The organism is Flavisolibacter tropicus (assembly GCF_001644645.1).
GTDB lineage: Bacteria > Bacteroidota > Bacteroidia > Chitinophagales > Chitinophagaceae > Flavisolibacter > Flavisolibacter tropicus.
In genome coordinates, this window is record NZ_CP011390.1 from 2,139,101 (window position 1) to 2,158,348 (window position 19,248).

12 protein-coding genes are annotated in these 19,248 nt (G+C 38.4%); 4 read left to right on the forward strand and 8 right to left on the reverse strand.

The window, feature by feature from the left end; genetic code table 11:
- Nucleotides 1-8: 8 nt before the first annotated feature.
- The 3 genes from SY85_RS08985 to SY85_RS08995 are packed head-to-tail and all read right to left on the reverse strand — an operon-like array spanning nt 9 to nt 2,640.
- The gene (locus SY85_RS08985; protein ID WP_066403725.1) at nt 9-1,109 is read right to left on the reverse strand and encodes a M14 family metallopeptidase; all 1,101 of its coding nucleotides are present in this window, start codon (nt 1,107-1,109) and stop codon (nt 9-11) included.
- A 10-nt stretch (nt 1,110-1,119) separates the two neighbouring features.
- Nucleotides 1,120-1,302 (reverse strand): hypothetical protein, encoded by a 183-nt coding sequence (locus SY85_RS08990; protein ID WP_066403727.1) that lies wholly within the window; start codon nt 1,300-1,302, stop codon nt 1,120-1,122.
- A gap of 24 nt (nt 1,303-1,326) precedes the next feature.
- Complete coding sequence (locus SY85_RS08995) at nt 1,327-2,640, reverse strand: OmpA family protein (protein WP_066403730.1); 1,314 nt, start codon at nt 2,638-2,640, stop codon at nt 1,327-1,329.
- A 314-nt stretch (nt 2,641-2,954) separates the two neighbouring features.
- On the opposite strand from SY85_RS08995, the gene SY85_RS09000 reads away from it, so the two are divergent.
- Nucleotides 2,955-3,293, forward strand: coding sequence for a hypothetical protein (locus SY85_RS09000; RefSeq protein ID WP_066403732.1), 339 nt, complete (start codon nt 2,955-2,957; stop codon nt 3,291-3,293).
- A 10-nt stretch (nt 3,294-3,303) separates the two neighbouring features.
- Here the strand turns inward: SY85_RS09000 and SY85_RS09005 are convergent, their stop codons facing one another.
- The 5 genes from SY85_RS09005 to SY85_RS09025 form a co-directional block, all read right to left on the reverse strand.
- Nucleotides 3,304-3,726 carry a response regulator gene (locus SY85_RS09005; protein ID WP_071890965.1) on the reverse strand — a complete coding sequence of 141 codons (423 nt, stop codon included), beginning with the start codon at nt 3,724-3,726 and terminating at the stop codon, nt 3,304-3,306.
- A gap of 431 nt (nt 3,727-4,157) precedes the next feature.
- Nucleotides 4,158-5,585 (reverse strand): PAS domain-containing sensor histidine kinase, encoded by a 1,428-nt coding sequence (locus SY85_RS09010; RefSeq protein ID WP_066403739.1) that lies wholly within the window; start codon nt 5,583-5,585, stop codon nt 4,158-4,160.
- Nucleotides 5,586-5,794: 209 nt separating this feature from the next.
- Nucleotides 5,795-7,924: a PAS domain-containing sensor histidine kinase gene (locus SY85_RS09015; protein ID WP_066403741.1), complete on the reverse strand. Its 2,130-nt coding sequence runs from the start codon at nt 7,922-7,924 to the stop codon at nt 5,795-5,797.
- 247 nt (nt 7,925-8,171) lie between these two features.
- Nucleotides 8,172-9,479 (reverse strand): BamA/TamA family outer membrane protein, encoded by a 1,308-nt coding sequence (locus tag SY85_RS09020; RefSeq protein WP_082886345.1) that lies wholly within the window; start codon nt 9,477-9,479, stop codon nt 8,172-8,174.
- A gap of 669 nt (nt 9,480-10,148) precedes the next feature.
- Entirely contained in the window at nt 10,149-12,737 is a 2,589-nt protein-coding gene (locus tag SY85_RS09025; RefSeq protein ID WP_066403742.1) for a mechanosensitive ion channel domain-containing protein, read from the reverse strand.
- Between the two features lie 365 nt (nt 12,738-13,102).
- On the opposite strand from SY85_RS09025, the gene SY85_RS09030 reads away from it, so the two are divergent.
- The 3 genes from SY85_RS09030 (at nt 13,103) to SY85_RS09040 (ending at nt 19,242) form a co-directional block, all read left to right on the forward strand.
- Nucleotides 13,103-13,936 carry a hypothetical protein gene (locus SY85_RS09030; protein ID WP_066403743.1) on the forward strand — a complete coding sequence of 278 codons (834 nt, stop codon included), beginning with the start codon at nt 13,103-13,105 and terminating at the stop codon, nt 13,934-13,936.
- Between the two features lie 732 nt (nt 13,937-14,668).
- Complete coding sequence (locus tag SY85_RS09035) at nt 14,669-15,889, forward strand: SIR2 family protein (RefSeq protein WP_066403744.1); 1,221 nt, start codon at nt 14,669-14,671, stop codon at nt 15,887-15,889.
- Nucleotides 15,889-19,242 (forward strand): nSTAND1 domain-containing NTPase, encoded by a 3,354-nt coding sequence (locus SY85_RS09040; protein ID WP_066403749.1) that lies wholly within the window; start codon nt 15,889-15,891, stop codon nt 19,240-19,242. Before SY85_RS09035 ends, SY85_RS09040 begins: the two co-directional genes overlap by 1 nt.
- Nucleotides 19,243-19,248 lie beyond the last annotated feature (6 nt).

The window sequence follows — 19,248 nt, forward strand, 5'->3', positions numbered from 1 at the left end:
GTAATTGTTTATTCTTCGTGAATGTTTTGTAAGAAGATATTTATAATAGAAGCCGTATAACGACTAATTTCTTGCTTGCACCACAATTGCTGTTGCTCGTCTTTGTAATCTTCAGGACGCTTACATCCCGGAAATTCCATTGTGATTAAACGGATAGCATTTCTACCATCGTTACTATCAGCAACAGCAGTAGTAGCCCAAGATCCTAATGAGACGCCATACCCTCTCTTATTGGGCAATTGGGATCCTTCAAAATTTCTTTTCTGAAAAGTCCCTTCAGGTACGGCACGATGATCACTATGATACATAGCTGTAGGCTTTACCACTAATTGATTACCTAAAACACAACCGCCTTGGTTTTCAATAAAGTCTGCCATTGCTACAGCCAGACTACTATCTGTTTCAAAACCTAATGATTGCCCGTTTGCATCAGTTCTTGGATCTGCAAAAATTCCTGCATTTCTAGGATCTCTAATGGCATGTATATTTAATATCCGATCAGGCTTAAACGATTGGATTACCTGGAGTAAGATTTGATTTTCTTTCTCGATGATACGGCCGGCATAATCGAAAGGATTATTGGCATCAAATGATTGACCTAATGGGGGCATTTGGCGATTAGGATCTGGCATTTGCTCATTGCTATAGCGCCCAATGTTATTTGCAGAACCAATCAGGGAAGGATTCTGCATAGCGGCGGCAGCATTGTCTGGGAAAAGCACAGGCAATACTAATACGTTGTAGTAGTTTGAAGTATCCTCCTCCAGTTGCGCAATCAGCATTTTAGCAATAGCAATAGAAGAAAGTTCGGAACCGTGCATACCTCCAATAACCAAGGCCCTTTTATCCGATTTACCAGGAAAATAAAATGTTTCAATTGGCCTCCCTTGCTTGGTGGTTTCTAACACAACTCTACTTGGACGCTCAGCTGCACCTAGTCGATAAGCAGGAGCTGCAATAGCATCCACTGAGATGACTGCAGGTCCCGGAAAAGTCTGTCGTGGATTAATGAGGCTTCTGTTGGCAATTGATACAAAAGGATTTGGTTGTCCAAAGCTGCTCAGCATAGCAAAACAGCCAAACAGGAATGCAGTTAGTTGGTATTGCACGATTTAATATTTAGTCGAAAACAAATAGCGGCTGCACATATACATCCTGAATTGCCTTGTTAGCAACTTTCGGTTGTACTTTTTTGATGCAGCGACATGGCTTTTTCTGACAATTGCCCCTGCTTGCCTGAACAACAATTGTTGTCATTAGCAGCAAGCAGGTTAGCATCAGTAAGGCTGTTATTTGTTTCATAGAGCTACGGTTCCTGCAGGTGATTTAGAGTTTAATAAACTCGACCCTTCTATTTTGCATTTTCCCTTCAGGCGTTTTATTATCAGCCACCGGCTGCGTCTCGCCTTTGCCTGCTGACTCGATACGTGATGCATCAATAGAAAACTCTTTTACCAAAGCATTTTTAACAGCCTCTGCGCGTTTTTTTGACAATTCCATATTTGCCGCATCATCGCCATCACTACTGGTATGGCCTACCACCTTTACGCGAACGCTTGCATTTTCCTTTAAGAGCGTAGCCATTTCCTTTATCACTCCATACGATTCAGGTTTCAACACAGCACTTTGAAAGTCAAACAAAATACCTGTAGTACTAAACTTCCCTTCCTCTAAAAACTTATGACGCGTATCTGGTTTACCAGTAGCCACTTTGATATTGCCAATATAATAGCCCAGCTCATTGTCTTTATAGTTAGAACTTTCCAACTCAAAGAAAAGCTGATTGAAAACGTATTGTGTAGGTAGCGCCATTGGCAGATCGTACAACTTAAAATTGTTTACCCAACAACGCAAGCGCGTACCTTGAACTTGCATAGCAACGTGGGACACCTTCTTGGCATAGTTGCCCAAATCATCAACTGACTTCAGTTCAGATGCAAAGAATTGTCCTCTATTCAAATGAGAATACAACCGTGCCCTAAAATTTTCAGCATATCCTTTTTTACCCTTAGGCCCTATCAACAGATCTATCTTTGCTAATTGATATAAATTAGGCTGTGTCAAAAACTTATTATCATTTGAGGCATCTGTATGGCTTGCTAAAAAACCAAAATTTACTGTAGGCAATCCATAACCGTTAGGTTCTACATCATAAATAAGATCAAACTCAACAGTAAAGTTGCGGCTGAACGTGTCTTTATTAGCTGTTAAGTATTTAGAACCGCCAACCAACCGCAACCACTTGCCTGTTGCATTGCTTAAAGTAATTACCTCGCCTCTATTATTCGTATTCCAGCCTACAGGCAATTCGCCAACTTCGTCTTGTGCAAAATCTTCAGCATAAACAACTTTATCGCCTGGTACAAAGTCAAACTTTGTATAACTAACAACAGAAGCAGTTTCTGTTGTTTCATCTCCGGGTGTAGTTGTTTTACTAGTAGCGGTTTCATTGGATTTGGAAGTATTGCCCTTCCCTTTACCCTCCACTTCATCCAAGGTGTTATCCATGGCATTGTCTACTTTATTATCAATACGTTGTTTAACCTTATTCTTCGCCTTGTTCATTAAGTTGCCCAGTTGTGCTTGCATAGCAAATGGCAACGAGAACAGCGCAATCAGGATAAGCAGTCTTTGTAGCATAGATTAGTATTAAAGGTGAACGAAAGTAAAACCACCATTCAGCGCGTGCAAGCAAATACGGATGAATTGCTTAAAAAGAAACTTCAAGTGGAAATAATTTGTAATCTGAGAACTATGCTTGTGCATAGTCTAAAGCTTTACAGATAGGTATATATGGATATATATTTTAAAGAAAACTTGAATCATTCATTTTACTTAGAACCATTCAACCGACATATAAGCTGTATGAAACAGTTTTACCAACAGTTCACCCAAATCTATAAGTGGTAACACTTGCAACCTTCTATCTTGCAACCCTTATCCAACCCTGTTCTATGAACAACACAGAAACTGTAGTGGATCCTCTTGGAAACGAAGTGCTATTACCTAAACATTTTGCAGACCTCAGTATTCTTGGAAATGAAGCACCCGAAGTGTATGATATGCCATCTAAGGTAATTGAAGCCCCAGCCTTAATGATGAAATTTGAAGGCGGTTCTGAAGAAAATTATTACTACCGATCAATTGGCTGGGAAAATGCTTTATTAATTGGAACAAAAAAAATAGGCGATAGATGGATTGTACATTCCATGCAGAACAACCCATCTAGTGAGCAGTTATGCGACATCTGTAGATCAAATAATGTTCAGCTTATAGAATACAAATTGAGCTAATTCGTTGACTTCAATACACAACAGTATTTCCTTCTGCCAAGAAGCGTAGGGCTTTAACCTGCCTGCATAAATCTTTATAATCCAAGGCTTTTTCGAAACAGTCTTTAGCTCCTGTAGCAATGAGTGTTTCTTTTAAAATGGGGCGCATCCCTTTGGAATACAGCACTACAGGTATTTCTTTCAGCGCCTCCTGTTGTTTAAGTTTTACAAGTAATTCCCCACCATTAATTATGAGCATATTAAAGTCTAAAACAAAAAGCGTAGGAAGCTCATTTTCGTCTGTAATAGCGTTGATTTGATTTAAGAAAAATTCACTACTAGAAAACATTCGCACGTGGTCGGCAAAGTTTACATCGATAAATGCCTGCTGCATCATAAAGCGGTCATCGGCATCATCTTCCACCAAAAAGATGTATGGTGTTTTCGTCTTCAAACTTTTTCTGATTAAGGGTCTAATTGATAAGCTAATATAAGCACAGGAAAAGCAACTGTTTGAAGATTTTCAATTAATGTTTACAGGAGAGTTTGGCTCACGGTTGACAGAGGACAGTCCACAGAAAGAAAGTCAATAGCCATTAGTCAATGAGTCTTTGGGGAAGGTTTAGTAGATAGTTACTGTAATAGTAATGGAATACAATTGAAGTGTATCCTAGCACCGAATGGACGTCAGTGTAGATAAAAGAAAAAGCGGAACCTTGGATCCCGCTTTCCCGTTTGAATGAGTTATTACAAATTATTATAAGTAACTATCACTCAAGCTGACTTTTAATCTTTTGACAACTAAAAATCTACTTCAAAAGTAATATCTCATTTTACAAATAGCCATGACCGCTATCAGTACTTTTACTGTTTGTAATCAGCTTTCTACGATTGACTACTTACTTCTTTTTCTCCATTAGAAATTAAGGGTATCACCAGGTTAAGTGTACACCCCTTTTCTGGTGCACTTACAATTTTTATTTCACCATTTAACCCTTTAGCACGGCTGATCATATTTTCAATTCCAACACCACGCTGCGGCCTCATGGAGTCAAATCCACGGCCATTATCATGCACGGTTACTTTTAGATGATGATTTTCCATGGTAACCTTTACATGCACAGTTGTTGCGTCAGCATGTTTGATAATATTGGTAAGCTGTTCTTGCAAAATGCGATATACGGCTACATGAATATCTTCAGGCACATCTAATTCCTCAACATCGTTTTCATAATATATAGTCAGACGTTTAGTAGCGTTTATAGCATCTATCAATTCCCCGATTGAATCTTTTAATCGAATATCTCCCAACGAGGGTGCCGATAAACGCTTGGACAAAGCGCGTATCTCATTAATAGAATTCTGCAATAGCTGTGCAGACCTGAGCAGTAATTCATCTCTATTCCCCATTTCAGTCAAACATAATTCGGTATAGAGCTTTACGGTAGTTAACACCTGATTTACATTATCATGCAACTCCCTGCCAACAAGCGCCCGTTCATCTTCAGCGGCCTTGATCACAGCAGCAGTAATAAGTTGTTGCTGCTGTTCTTTTTCGTCCTCGAGTTGTTCTTGTAATTTTTTCTTACCCGTGATATCACGAAAATAGACTGAAAGCCCGCTACCAGAAATATACGTATTTACTTCCAACCACCGCTTAAGCCGCTCAGAGTAAAGTTCTAAATTAACAGGTCGCGCTTTGGCCTTTACATCAATATAATGTTGCTTGTAATATTGTTGTGCAGATTCAGGCATTATTTCCCACAGTAACTTTCCTAAAGCCTCCTTTCTTGAAATTTGTGTAATAGATTCAGCCGCCTTATTCCAATACGTTACCCGGGCGTTATCATCTAATCCTACAAACCCGTCAGTTATCCGATCTAAAAGCTCCTCTAAATTTTCCTTTGCCTGCTTTATTTCCGACTGGTAATCCTTGGCGATTTGCTCCAATCTTTTTTGTGCAGTAATATCCCTTCCAGTGCAATACATCAATTGATCATTTGCAACCCATCCTCCTTCCCACGACATTGTTGCTATACTGCCATCCTTTCGACGATAACGATTTTCAAATGTATGTGGATCTAAACCTGTTCGCTCCTTACTAAAAAGAGCACTTACTGCATCCATATCTTCCTCCATCATTAATTGATAACATTTCTTTCCAATCAACTCTTCTGGACGATAACCCCAGAGTTTAAAGCAGGCTTGATTAATGTAGATAAAATGACCATCTCCATCTACGATGCATACAACTTCATTTATAGAATCATGAAGTTTAAGCAAAAGAGCCAGAGAAGGTAACCTGTTTAACATACAGGATATTTTTGATTGATTAGGTCAACAATAAGACCAATGTTTAATTGGCACAAATCATTTTTACATATTTGTGCACAGTATTTTTGTATTACATTACAGACGTTGACTTACTACATAAAATATCGCTGTTTTTTATGGCAAGAATGCTTAGTATCGACTCTGCAGCAGTATCACTTCCTCCTACAACTTAACTACTAATAACTACCTTATGCGTGTAATGGAATTTGAACTAAAAGAACACAACCCAGCCCAACAGCACTGTTAACAACGAGCCTGCCTTTCAAGCTCTCCGCACGCGTTGTCATATTGGCGATACCAATGCCTGTACGTTTTTTATTTACATCAAATCCCTTACCATCATCAGTAACCTTTACCGAAAGGTATTCATCAACTATTTTAAGGGAAATAGCTACATTTTTTGCCTCAGCATGTTTTAGAACATTTGTCAACTGTTCTTGAATAATACGATAAAGAGCCAGATGCACCTCTTCATTCACTTCTAAATTCTCAATTTGAGAGACATCTAATGTGATGTGAATTTTATTGGTAGCAGTTACAGTCTCCACCAGTTCCTGCAACGAATCTTTTAAACGAATATTACCCAATGAGGGAGCAGAAAGGCGTTTGGACAAACTACGAATCTCATCAATCGAATCTTGCAATAATGACATTGACTTGTTCAATAATTCATCCTGATTACCAATACCACTCAAGCAAAGCTCCTGGTAAAGCTTTACAGTTGTAAGAACCTGATTAACATTATCGTGCAATTCTCTTCCTACAAGCGCTCGTTCTTTTTCTTGGGCCGCTATAGCAGCAGCTGTAATACTTTGCTGGCGCATTTGTTTTTCTTCATCCAACACTTGCTCCATTCGTTTACGATCTGTAACATCTCGCTGGATCATAAAGAAATGTTCTATTTGGCCTTTATTATCCAGCAAAGGTTGACTAGACATTTCTACCCAATACTTCTTTTTCCACTTTGTATAGTTTACAATCTCTGCGGTAAAGGCCTTTCCACTTTTAAATTGCTTCATTATAAAATGTACTGTTTCAGTATCAGACTCAGGCCCTAATAACAGCTCGTTTGCTTTTTGTCCGAAAGCCTCAGCAAATGTGTAACCTGTAATACTTGTGAATGCATTATTCACCCATGTAATCTTCCCTGCCCTGTCTATAAGAATAACTATATTATCAGTCTCCTGCGCTACTAGGGAAAGCTTTCTCAAATTCATTTCCGTTTTCTTTCTATCATCGATATCCTTGAAAAAAATGGAAATACCATTGTCTGTTGGATAGATACTTACTTCCAGCCATCTTCCGTGCTCTGGATCCACATGCTCACAATGCAATGGCTCTTGTTTCTTCAAAACGACCTCATAAAGCGGACGATACAACTCTTGCGACTCTTGTGAATACCATTCGACGATTCTTCTTCCTAGTACTTTTTCACGCGGCCACCCCATTATCTCCTCAGCTTTACTATTAAAATATTGCACATGCAGTTCAGGGTCCAAGGATATAAATCCTGTATCCATGTGTTCTAATACATTTACTAGTTGCTTGTTTTGTCGCTCAATTGTTTGTTCATAGTTCTTTCGCAGCTCCTCCTCTTGTACTTTTTTGCTTACATCTCTGAAGAAAACGGAAAGGCCGGTAACTGAAGGATAGGCATCAACAGAAAACCATTTATCAAATGGAGGGAAGTAAGCTTCAAAGTGTACAGCCACGTTTTCATCTATGGCCTTATGATATTGGTAATAGTATGGCGTATTCACCATTTCAGGAAAGCATTCCCAATAATTGCGGTAGAAATAATCTTCCCGGTTTATATGGAGCAGCGCTTCCAACTGAGAGTTTCCATATATAAAGCGCCATTCCCGGTCTAACGCAAAAAAACCGTCCTTGACACGCTCCAACATTTCAAACATTTCAAGATTGCGTAGCCGCAATTCTTCTTCGTACTTATCCTTTAAGTCCCTTAAATGTTGTTGTTCCGTAATATCCCTTAGTGCTACAAATGCTAGTTGGTCATTACTATTCCAACGCCCTGACCATGACAGCGGAATAATCGTTCCATCTTTTTTATAAACCTGATTGACAATCTCTTTAACAGAAAAGCCTGAAGCTAACTGGCAGATATATTGTTTTGTTTTTTCGCGATCTTCTAACGCCACCAAATCCAACACAGATGTCCCTACCAATTCTTCACTGTTATAACCTAATAATTCAATTGAAGAATTGCTAACATTACGGATATGCCCCTCTTTATCCAAAGAGAGAACAAATACCGAAAGGGTATCAATAAACTTCTGAAGCTGGCTGGGTGTCAACATAACTGTTGAAGCAATTTCCAAAAGTTATGCCCCTTTGTTAAACAACAATAAAATAGTGTGAATATGAAATCATTACGCTCTGCAATGGAGAAATTAGAAGAGCCGAGTGAAAGAGCAGTTCACCTTTATTTTCAATCAATCTTTGGAAACATTTTTAACAAAATATATCTACTTGAGAGACGAGCTATTTACCTAATAGAACTCAAATATTTACCATTTACAGTATATTGAAAGTACCTGCTCATTTCTAAAAAGTCTCCAAAGCTGCCAAATAAAAACCAAATGATCCAGGCGACAAACCTGCCTCTACAGACAGTCGTGTACGTGATGCTTTGTCAAGCATGACACGCAAACCACCACCATATCCTGCTCTCCACTTATCCAACAGTTGAACATTGTTGGCTCTATCGCTAGTAGTAGTAGCGTTAAAAAATACAACACCTCCTAAAATTCCTGTATTAGGAGAAATAGGGAACCGATATTCCGACTCGCCATACAACATATCTTCACCACGAAAACGGCCATAGCGATACCCTCTTCCGGTGCGCTGTTGCTGATCATAACCTAATGCAGGCAAAGCCAGATAAGGTGCATTTCCGCTAGGCGTAAACTTACCATACAGCCAGAATCCCAGTATATGTCTGTACCGAGGTGCATCCAACGCAAAAAAGCCACGATACTCCGTTAAAAGCATGGTACTATTATGAGTACTACCCATACTCTCTAAGTTGATCCTGTAATTAATATTGGCATATAGCCCCTTATAAGCATTCACTTGATTATCCCGGCTATCATACAAAAAATTGAGACTAAAGCCAGACACCGTATATTCTTTTGGGTTAAAGTCATGCCGAAGACTATATTGGTAGTGCTGCGATGTTGCAGTATCTCCCTTTTCCAATACATCATCCTGAATATTATAATAACGATCGTATTGAAAACCTATACCAGCGAAAAAATTAGAGATCAACCGCCAGGAACCAACTTCATAAAACCGCAACTGATGATACTTTAGCGGTTGCTCCATACTATCAGTAGAAGTAGGCGTGCCATTTATATCTATACTTGAAGTATTAGGTCCTACTGTACCGAGACCAAAAGTTGATTCACTATTTACCAGAAACCGCCAATCGCCATTTAAAACTAATTTTTCATTGAGCATAAACACATTGGACTTCATATTCACATTCACTAGCTTATTAGTTGAATATGAAACATTACTGCTAATTAGAGAAACGTGTTCATCTGTTTTTTTTGTTTTAAAGGTATAGGTCAATCCGCCACCTATCATAAACCCAGCTGTAGGGTTTGAGGAAATATAAGGAATGACTAGTAAGAAATTACCCTTTGCAGGTTTGGCAGGTTTTGATTTGCGCCTGGCCAACCAGTCCTTTAAATCCTGTTGATGAAACCCTGCGGTATCATGTTTAGTTGTATCTGTTTGGCAATAGGAGATAAAAGGAAGTAGCAAAGTAGATAAAAAAAAGAGTAACAAGCAGTATAGATAAAATACATTTTCACTTGTTGCTCTTCTATAATTATTGGCGTCTTGCATTTATTATTCAATGCCTCTTTGAATACTATTATCGCTTCATAGAGTTACAGATATTGCTCTACAGCTACTATTTTCAAACTACATTGCCTTTACAATCGGTTGCTAGTTCACTTTCACATTCAAAACCTTATTATACTCTTTACAACAAGTCATGAGATGATAAAAACTAATGAAACTCAAGCTCCAAATTGTCCATTTACATTAATTAAGGAAAGTAGTAAAACAAGAAAGTATGCCGCTACAAGTTTTGACAATTTCAGCATCAATGCAATTAAGTAAAAGCGTGGTTTGCCAGAGTTTATAAATATTGTCAAGCAAGGCTCTAACCTGAAAGGCCAATGTAGAACCCGCTTGTTTTTCGCCACAAAAAATAGCAGATGTGCTAACTATACATTACTTATATCCTAATAAGGAATTAGTCAGTAGTATCCCAATAAAAAAAAGCCCCCATGCTGCAGACCTTAAAAAAGAATTTTATTATTTGTAGAGAATACAGAACTGAAGCTGAACTAATTATTAGGAATGCTGAGAAAATTAGTATCAATTAAAGATGCTTAATACTAATGGCTGAGCTCTAATCCAGTTCTATGCACCTCGGACACCAAGATAATATTCATTAGGGCCATCATAATGCTAAGGGCTGTGTTGACCCAACAATGCCTTACTGGTTTATGCGCTTCCGTTTTTATTGTGAATCTCTCCTTTTGAAAAAGGAACGGCAGGCAATTCCGGCGGGTAATTGGGAATCTTAATGGAATGCTCCTTGAACGCCAAATCTATTGCCAACATAATATCCGTTTTTATTTCATCCACATCTGTTATGTCTTTTACCCAAAAAGATAACTGCATATCAATGGATCCATGGTTGAATTGTGTGATAATTACACTGGGCGGTGGGTCCTGAAGGATTCTTTCATCCTTTTCAGGTAACCCTTTTAATATTTTGATTGCTTGCTCAAGGTTGGTACCATATGGAACACCCACATCTATATCAACGGTTCTGGAGGGGTTATCGTGAGTCCAATTGACAAAATGCTGGTCTAACAATTCCCCGTTAGGTATCACCATATTGGACCCTCCAGGTGTGGTGATAATACAACTCCGGAATCCTATTGATTTTACTGTTCCTGTTTGTCCGCCTACCTCTACGATGTCGCCAACACTAACTGGCTTTTCAAATGAAATAATGAGACCGCTTACTAAGTTGTTGACCAGGTTTTGTAGACCGAAGCCAACACCAACGCTTAATGCACTTAAGATGACGGTAAGCCTGTCCATTGGTATACCAAGAGCAGCAAAAGCTGCTAGGAGGCCGATAGTTATAATGGAAATGCGTATGATCAGTAACCAGTTGGCAATTCCACCTTTTCGGCCGGCACTGCCTTGCACAATTTGTTGGTTTGAGCCAAGAAATGAAATCAACCTAGAAACCAGTCCTGAAATATAGAGGATCAGGAAAAACTCGAGTATATCCCCGATAGTAAAAGAAATCGCATTATCACCAAACGTCCTTTTTTGAATGATAAAATTTATTACCGGCTCAGAAATAAATTTGTAGGCATAGAAATTTCGGGAAAATAAAATAAACCATCCTGCAAAAAGGAGTACCTTAAAGACAACCGGTGCATTATTTCCCGAAAATTCTAAATTGGCATTAAATAATCTCCTATCAGATTTGCTATATATCCGCGTGGACAGGGTAAGAGTCTGACCAATAAATCGCAATGTCCAGAAAAATAATACAGCAAGTACCACACTAAAAAAGCCTGCTGTCAAAAAGGTTTTAGAAAGATTGTAACGACCATAGACATTGGTAAGAATTGATGCAACTTGCATAATCACCAAAAAGCCAATTAAATAACTGAAAAATTTCGCCGTCAGCTCAGTTCTATTTCTGCCTTTTATTATTATAGCGGCGGACAGTATGCCAGCAATTGACAGTCCCACCATCCCCCACCTTTCAGGTCTTGATGCCTGTAAAATAAGATTATCAAAACAGGCAAAAAGAAAAAGAATAAACAATATCAGCCAGGCAGCCCACCAATACCTTGCAGCCACGTTTTTGAGTATAACACTCAGCGATACCGCGGAGAGCACCCATATCAGCCCAGCAAAAATGAAAGGCGGGTCGATGAAGACAAACTGGAACACATTCAACACAATAAATAAGGCCGACAAAAACGGGTATTTCAAAACTGCTTGGTCAGGGTTGTTTTTATCCAGCAGATCCAGGTTTAGCATATTTCGCCTCAAATTCAACAACAAAGCCGTGAACACAATAATAAGTAACAATAACAGGAAGATCTTTCCGGCTTCATTACTCACATAAAAAACAAATGACAGCGCTGTTTTGCGCCAGGAAAAACGAATGATCTCATTAAAGGAACGAGCATACCTAGCCGTGTCCCACAAGTTTGTCGATTCCTGGTTAAACCTTGAAGAGGAAAGCGATTTTTGAAAGATCTCAACCTGCTCTATGCTGGAGCTTAGTTTGTTCGCCAATAGGTTTATCGGGGGCTGCAATTCCGCCACATTAATCAATATTTTTTTTAGTGCACTGTCAATCGGTTTGATCTCTTGTGAAACTACGGTCAGTCTTTCTACGTAACGCTTCAAATCTGTGGTATCAGAAGGAAACCGGTACAATATATCATCGTTGTAAAGGGAATCGATTCTGTTTCTGAAATCAACTAAGTTCTTATAGTACTTATCTAATAATGATTTTCTTGCCGTTATCCGGATTAGCAACTCTCTCAATATCTTATAAGTTGTTTCCAGGTTGTAATGCGTTTGCAGGGCACTTGTATTGGTGAAAACACCTTCACCTGTAACTTCATACCAATGCGCAATCTGGTTTACTTCTTTAGTCAGCCCAGATGTATCAAGGCCATTCTCAATATAATTCTGTACTTCCAGGGTTAAGATTTTTATCAATTCTATAGTTCTATCCTGCTTTGTAGCTATTGTATCCTGCCGGTATTCAAGGAGGTTTTTTCTTCGGGCACTATCTCCAAATCGTTTAATGTTGTCATAGAGTTTATTGGTTGTCGAGTCGAAACTGAGTTTTGTAGAGTCATAGACCGACATTTGCTGTGCTGAATCGTTTTGCGAAAAGCTGGTTTGCCCTATCAATAAAATGAAAATTGTTAATACCTGGTATTTTTTATGAAGGGAGGGCTTCCGCATGCTGCTTTTATTATTTTTAGAAAGCTGCATTTCAACCGGCGATCTTAGATAAACCAAATTGTATTGTGACATACACTCCATTTTGGTTTGGTATTTATTCAACTAGAAGACACCGCACAGAATAGTAATCGGAAAAGAACATTGAGGCCTTGGCGGCTTTACCGGAAGTTCGGGATTCGTCAGTTTTGGGCAGACAGTGAAGTTAAGTTGAATTTCAATTGTCTGCCAAGTACCATGGCCGGTATTGCACGCAAACCTCTTGTCAACGCTATCTCATTTCACGGTTGACGTTACAATTCCCTTATTGGCTATTACAAACAAAAAAGGCCCGCATTACTGCGAACCTTTAAAGCGTGGAGGTGACCGGACAAAAGTCGAACCACTTCCTAGAAGATCTTAAAAGTTTAGCATCCATTATTAACCTTAATAAATAGTGTATGCTAAGCAAGGTTTCCAGCTATAAACTATTGATTCCCATTGAATTACTAGAGTATACAGCCAAACATCAGCTGTATAAGCCTTGCCTGCTGTACATCTATTTAAAGTGCCACTCCTCCGGAAAAGTAAAATCTACTGATCCCATTTTCCAGCTATTAAGAACCCTTCCTGGTTTTGAGGACAAAAGAACCTTAACCAAACACCTTAGAACATTATTAAGGCTAAATTGGATTGGTTTTAACCCTACAACCAACATTTATTTCATCCGCAGCTTTGAAACTATTAGAAAGTCTTATGGCTTTACCAGCCGTAAAAGTGTAGTCTTCCATTATAATCATATAACCGATTTCAGACCATTTATCAGTGGTGCTTTGATTTGCGCTAAAATTTATGGAGTCAAGTTCGCTTACGAGATCGCTCGCCTTCGCAGGCTTAACACCGCACCTAATAAGAAGGATGGTGCCAAGCAATGTTATTCCTACGACCGAAAAGCGCCCGAGTATTATGGACTCTCCAATAAAGGCATCGCCCAATTGCTTTACTGTAGTCCAACAATAGCCTGTGAGCAAAAAAACGCTGCTGAAGAGGCTGACTTTCTTCTCACCCGCGGAAAGTACAAAGTAGTACTAGAGCTGGATCGCCCTGACCAAGCTATTAGGAGCCAATTAGAAGAGCGCTACCCCAACTTGAAGGGAAGACTACGCTTTTCTCGCTTAGGAGACAAAATTCAACTGCGCCAACAACTACACGATGAGATTATCCCGCAGCTGAAACTGAAAAAAAGAAGAAAAATCTCAAAAGAATTTTTTACCTCACACAAAACCCCAAGCTAAAAAATGAGCACCGCGACTTTTTATAAAATCAAGAGGATATTGAAGCAGTTTTTCACTAAAGTAGCTTACTACCCTATATCCTTCCTATTAAGTATCGGATTTTTGTATATGGCTTTTTTACTGTCTGCCCTTTACAATATGGTTAACTGTTTTCAAAATAGCAATGCTCTTTCAATTTAGGCGCTAGCCACTATAAACGGTTAGTAGAAAACAAACCTATCGGGTTTGCTCCCGGACCTAGCCTATCAGTGTTTTAACTGTCAACTCTGAACTGTTGGGTCCGGGAATTATTGAAATTTTGCATTTTGGCGAGATGCATATTTCGGTTTATTAATTCACTGCTTTTCTTATTACGACTTTCTTGAATTTTTCATTTACCAGAAATTTATAATTTGTTATATAAGTAAAGCTCTGCATTAATTGCTTAATTATCATTTATGAGAGTTAGCTATTGCACTTAAACGCTATAAATAATATCTTCATGCTAAACTAACTGGCTAGCATTCTGAAAGAAAAAAATTCAATATGATTCTTTCTATAGTTATCCCAAATTACACATATTAATTGCAGCCTGTCTTAGCAATCTACCTTTTGAAAAACTGATAGCCAATATTCGGCTTACAATCCTACCTAACATGGAGTCTTCATGTCTGAAAACCTGATCGTAAAAGCAGCCCATGCTGATAAAGAGGCTGTATTGATTTACTATTTTGTATAACCAAAACTGATTGAATGCCCAACGGAGCAGAACTTGTTAAACCATTAAATACTGAGGAACCATCATCTACCTTAATCCCAAGTGAGGATATTGACAATTTTGAAACTCTAAAAACTTTTGTAGAAAATGGTTCCTGCGTGTTACTATTAGGACCTTTATTTGGAATAGATGCAGACGGAAATAAGATACACAGTAAGTTAAAGGATCTCTTAACATCTGACCGCTACAAGTTTAGCCTAGATAGCGAATTTGATAACCTCTACATACTTAGAAAATCGGATGGTCTGAATAATGCCCGCATCAAGTCTGTTATTACCAACTTCTACAAAAACATCGCACGTAATGAAATCTATGACAAGTTGCTTGACATAGGCTTTAGTGGCATTATCTCCTTTACCTCTGACTTGCTTTTAAGTAAAGCCAATGCAACTAAAAATGCGTATGACTTCTATGCCTTTAATGGAAGACAACTTGTGGTGGCAGAAGATGAATCCCAAGGTATTTCTGAAAAGCCAGTCATTTTTAATGTGTTTGGCGACATGAATGATCTGAATGCATTAATAGTCGATTATGATTCTTTATACGAATTCTTGATGAGCATTATTAAAGCTGAAACGCAAATTCCGTTGCAGCTTAGAGAGACATTAAAGCAAGCCTCTTCTTTCCTGCTTTTAGGCTTTGATTTGAGCAAGTGGTATATACCTATCATCATCAGAAAGTTGAATCAGTTTATCTTAGCCAATCAACGTAAGACTCCAATTGATGGTTTTGTATGTTTAGACGATTCCACCGCTCCTCCACGGGAAGGATTTGAAGAAAGCCTGAGCAAGTACCCATTATTTTTTTCAGAATTCAAGATTTTGGGAAGCATTGAGTTGATTTCCCACCTACATCAGTTTATTTCTATTAAACGCGAGAAAGAGAGTCTAAACACGGGGCAAGCCAGCGCTATAATCCTAAATGGAACGCACATCCAAATTTTCAAAGAATGGGCAGAAGCCAGTATTCACACCGATAAAGAAAGTGCGCTTAAAGACTTTTTCCAGCTATACAAACAAATAAATTATACCGGGCTTTATAAAAAAGACTTTAAGGGCCAAAGTATGGAATACTACCAAGTGCGGTCGTTGAAGCTCCAAGGAAAAATTACAAGAGAAAGTTATGAAGTCAGGCTAACAGAGATCATAGATGCCCTTCATGATATTATAACACAGTTTACAGGACCAATTGAATAATGACAAACGAAACTGCTAATAAAAGAAGATATCCAGGCCCTCGGCCATTTATGTACGAAGACAGAGATGTCTATTTTGGGCGAGAGGAAGAAATAAAGTTTCTTTCTACTCTGATCATGAATAACAGGACTACGATTATCCATGGAAAGTCAGGTTATGGAAAGTCTTCTTTAATAAATGCAGGCGCCATTCCATGTATACTGGAAAAATACAACTGTGAGATTATTCGAATTCGATTTTATAATTATGAAAAAAATACATCTTTATCTCCCAAAGAAACTCTTCTGAAAGTATTGCAGCTTCACCAGGCATCAGAAGAAGATTACTTGCAGGAATTACTACCTCCTTCCCAAGAATCAGCCTGGCGTTATTTAAAAAACCTGCAGAACTTCAGCGCTAAACCAGCACAGGCCGATACCTTGTTTAAAACACCTTTGCCGGCTATTGCTACTAACCCCACATACATTTTGCTTTTTGATCAATTTGAAGAATTGTTTACTTACCCAAAAGAGATGGTACAGGAGCTGGGTGAGGAGCTTTTCAATATATATACAAACCGCATCCCCCAGGGCGCTCAGGAAGCTATTCAAAATTTCATAGAAGATATAGGAGTCGAGGAGATATCTACGTCAACATCAACTCTTGAAGCACACAAAACTGAATTTGCCCTTCTGAATCAATCTATCCCAGTTAAGCTCGTTTTTTCCATACGGTCAGATAGATTCAACCGGTTAACCTATTTGAATAGCTACCTGCCAGACTTTTTGAATAATACCCATAAAGTGAAACGCCTGAATCAACAGCAGGTAAAATCAGCTATAGTAAAGCCTGGTGCGCTCATAAATGGCTTTGCCACACCCAAAATCAACTACGAGGACGGGTTACTTGATAAGATCATTGCTTTCTTGGAGAAAACAAATGAAGACCTAAAAGTTATTGAAGTCTTTGAGATGCAAATCATTTGCAGTAAACTGGAAGAAATCGTTTTAAAGCATATAGGGAATAATAAAGGAATAAATGAGATTTTACTCACGGAGCAGCTAATCATTGAAAGTGAAAACGTTCAAAGTACCGACCTCCTTTTTGAGGGGCTCATTAAAAGCTATTATAAAGACTGCATTGAAAGTATTAATGATGAAGCCGAGCAACTAGCAGCCCGCTACCTGATTGAGAATAAGTTGGTAGATTCTTTTACAAAAAACCGAGTATCACTAGACTTTTCACTTATCCATCAGATTGGCATCAGCCCTAAAACTTTAGTGCATTTGATGGATAGTAAGATCATCAGGGCTGAGCTAAACTCCGTAGGTGGAAAAAGCTACGAGCTCTCTCACGATTCACTTATTAACTCAATTATAATGGCTGGCAAAGACCTAGGTGACTTAAAAACTAAACTGTCAAAATTTGCTCAGCATGAATTAAACCGCTATAAACAATCTGAGACAAAAAAACAGGTGTCGGAACATCTCTTTCAACTAGCGGCCGGGAACAAATTAGAAGATCTGAAGCTGGAAAACGAATCTCTTTACCAGGCCGTTAGGGACAACCAACTGCTAACCAGCATCAATGTTGGTACCGGTACAGAAACTTCTGATAAGCGGCTCATTCTGAAAGAAGCTTTCCGGGGCACAATTAGGAAGATGGCGCAAGAAGCACAGCGACAAAGCATAAAAGGATTAACTAAGCGAAATATCACTACCATACTTATTTCTAGCTTCATCATCTTGTCGCTTGCGGTAATAACCTATCAGAGCAAAAAAAATTACGGCCTATTATATGTGGGTTATGCAGTAGACTCAATACAAAATAAAGATGATGCGTTAGCTCTTACTGATTATATCTATAGAAGGAGATGGTATTCTGAAAGTGAAAAAGAGAAAATCAGAATAAAGCTTAAGAAGTTGTTTACTACACCTGAGGTGCAAAGCAAGTTGAGCTACTTTAACGACACTTTGGCTACAACCAATCTGAAATATGAAGAGTTTGCTATTTCTTCCTCCGGAAACTTTATTATTTATAAGAATGACAATACAAACTTAGACTCAATGCAGGTCAATTACAAAGTGGTTGGAACGAAAAGTCGCCTGGATACCACTTTTAGCCGAGTAGGCTATTCTTACTTTTTAAACAACACTGATAGACTCGCACTGGCAATAACATCGCCCAATTACAAATGGATTAATATAACTCCCTCTCGTAGAGAGGATACCTTAATCATATATGACTGCAAACAAAAAAACTTAGTCAAGATATTACCACTTGGAACTGGCCGGTATTTATACCCAGCAGAATTTATAAATAGTCATCTGTACAATGAGTTTGACTCATACAGGGTGCGGTATACTTATGCAGGCAATTTACTTGTTCCGTTTTTAGAAAGGAATGCTAAAAATGAGTTTATAAGGAAGGTAGCGATCATATCACCAAATAGCGAAACTGTCATACTGCATTCTGATATGTCAATAAGTATGTCAAAAGATGGGAAACTGCTGATGGTTGGCGAATTTATTAATAAACCTCAGCGTGCCATTTATATCTATAATGAAAACGGGAAAGGACCCCGAAATGATAACAAATGCGGATATGACAGTATACAAAATATCTCTTATGCGGACTTTTCTATTAACCGGTCTATATTTTATATTCGAAATCAAGAAGGCACAGCCTTCCTGCGGAGATATAACGGTGATTTAAAGAAAGCTGCACCTGATATACCGTTTATAATAAGTAGCAATATTGAAATCGCTTATAACAGAGCCGGTAGAAACATAAGCTCAGATGTTACTTGGGATGAGAAGTATGCGTTTACACCGACTTATAGCAAAGATTCTATTTACATCACTAATTTAAAAAATCCATCGAAAAGCTTGTTGGTCCTAGGTCACTTGGTTGCTTTTAACCTAGAACGAAATCTTCTCATTACATACAACAGCTCTTTATCTAATACACTGACAGACAATATCCCCGATACTATTTATAGACGAAATGCCAATGGAAACACTATCAACTACTTTGTTGAAAATAAAGGCTTTAAAAGCTTTGAATATAACAGCAAGAAAGATGCTATCCTAGCGCTAACCAACGACAATCGACTCTTATTACTGGATCAAAACATGATCTTAAAGGCAGCCTTTAAGCTGACGGCCAACGACTTGTTTGGCTTTAGCCACGATGGAAGTAGTATTTTTTACTTCTTAGATAATTACTTGTGTGTTTTTAGAAACAACGATACCCTCATTGACCTTTTCAACTTTGACAACGCTTATAAATGGTATAAGAACGAACTGCTAAGACATTCTGAAAACAAAGTGTCAATCGGAGACCTCAAAGACAAATACGAACTGGATTTTTAAAATATT

Bases quoted from the DNA above. Each gene is read 5' to 3' on its own strand.
- SY85_RS09040 (WP_066403749.1), top strand. From the start codon at position 15,889: ATGACAAACGAAACTGCTAATAAAAGAAGATATCCAGGCCCTCGGCCA.
- SY85_RS09015 (WP_066403741.1), bottom strand. From the start codon at position 7,924: ATGTTGACACCCAGCCAGCTTCAGAAGTTTATTGATACCCTTTCGGTA.
- SY85_RS09035 (WP_066403744.1), top strand. From the start codon at position 14,669: ATGCCCAACGGAGCAGAACTTGTTAAACCATTAAATACTGAGGAACCA.
- SY85_RS09020 (WP_082886345.1), bottom strand. From the start codon at position 9,479: ATGCAAGACGCCAATAATTATAGAAGAGCAACAAGTGAAAATGTATTT.
- SY85_RS08995 (WP_066403730.1), bottom strand. From the start codon at position 2,640: ATGCTACAAAGACTGCTTATCCTGATTGCGCTGTTCTCGTTGCCATTT.
- SY85_RS08990 (WP_066403727.1), bottom strand. From the start codon at position 1,302: ATGAAACAAATAACAGCCTTACTGATGCTAACCTGCTTGCTGCTAATG.
- SY85_RS09000 (WP_066403732.1), top strand. From the start codon at position 2,955: ATGAACAACACAGAAACTGTAGTGGATCCTCTTGGAAACGAAGTGCTA.
- SY85_RS09010 (WP_066403739.1), bottom strand. From the start codon at position 5,585: ATGTTAAACAGGTTACCTTCTCTGGCTCTTTTGCTTAAACTTCATGAT.
- SY85_RS09030 (WP_066403743.1), top strand. From the start codon at position 13,103: ATGCTAAGCAAGGTTTCCAGCTATAAACTATTGATTCCCATTGAATTA.
- SY85_RS09025 (WP_066403742.1), bottom strand. From the start codon at position 12,737: ATGTCACAATACAATTTGGTTTATCTAAGATCGCCGGTTGAAATGCAG.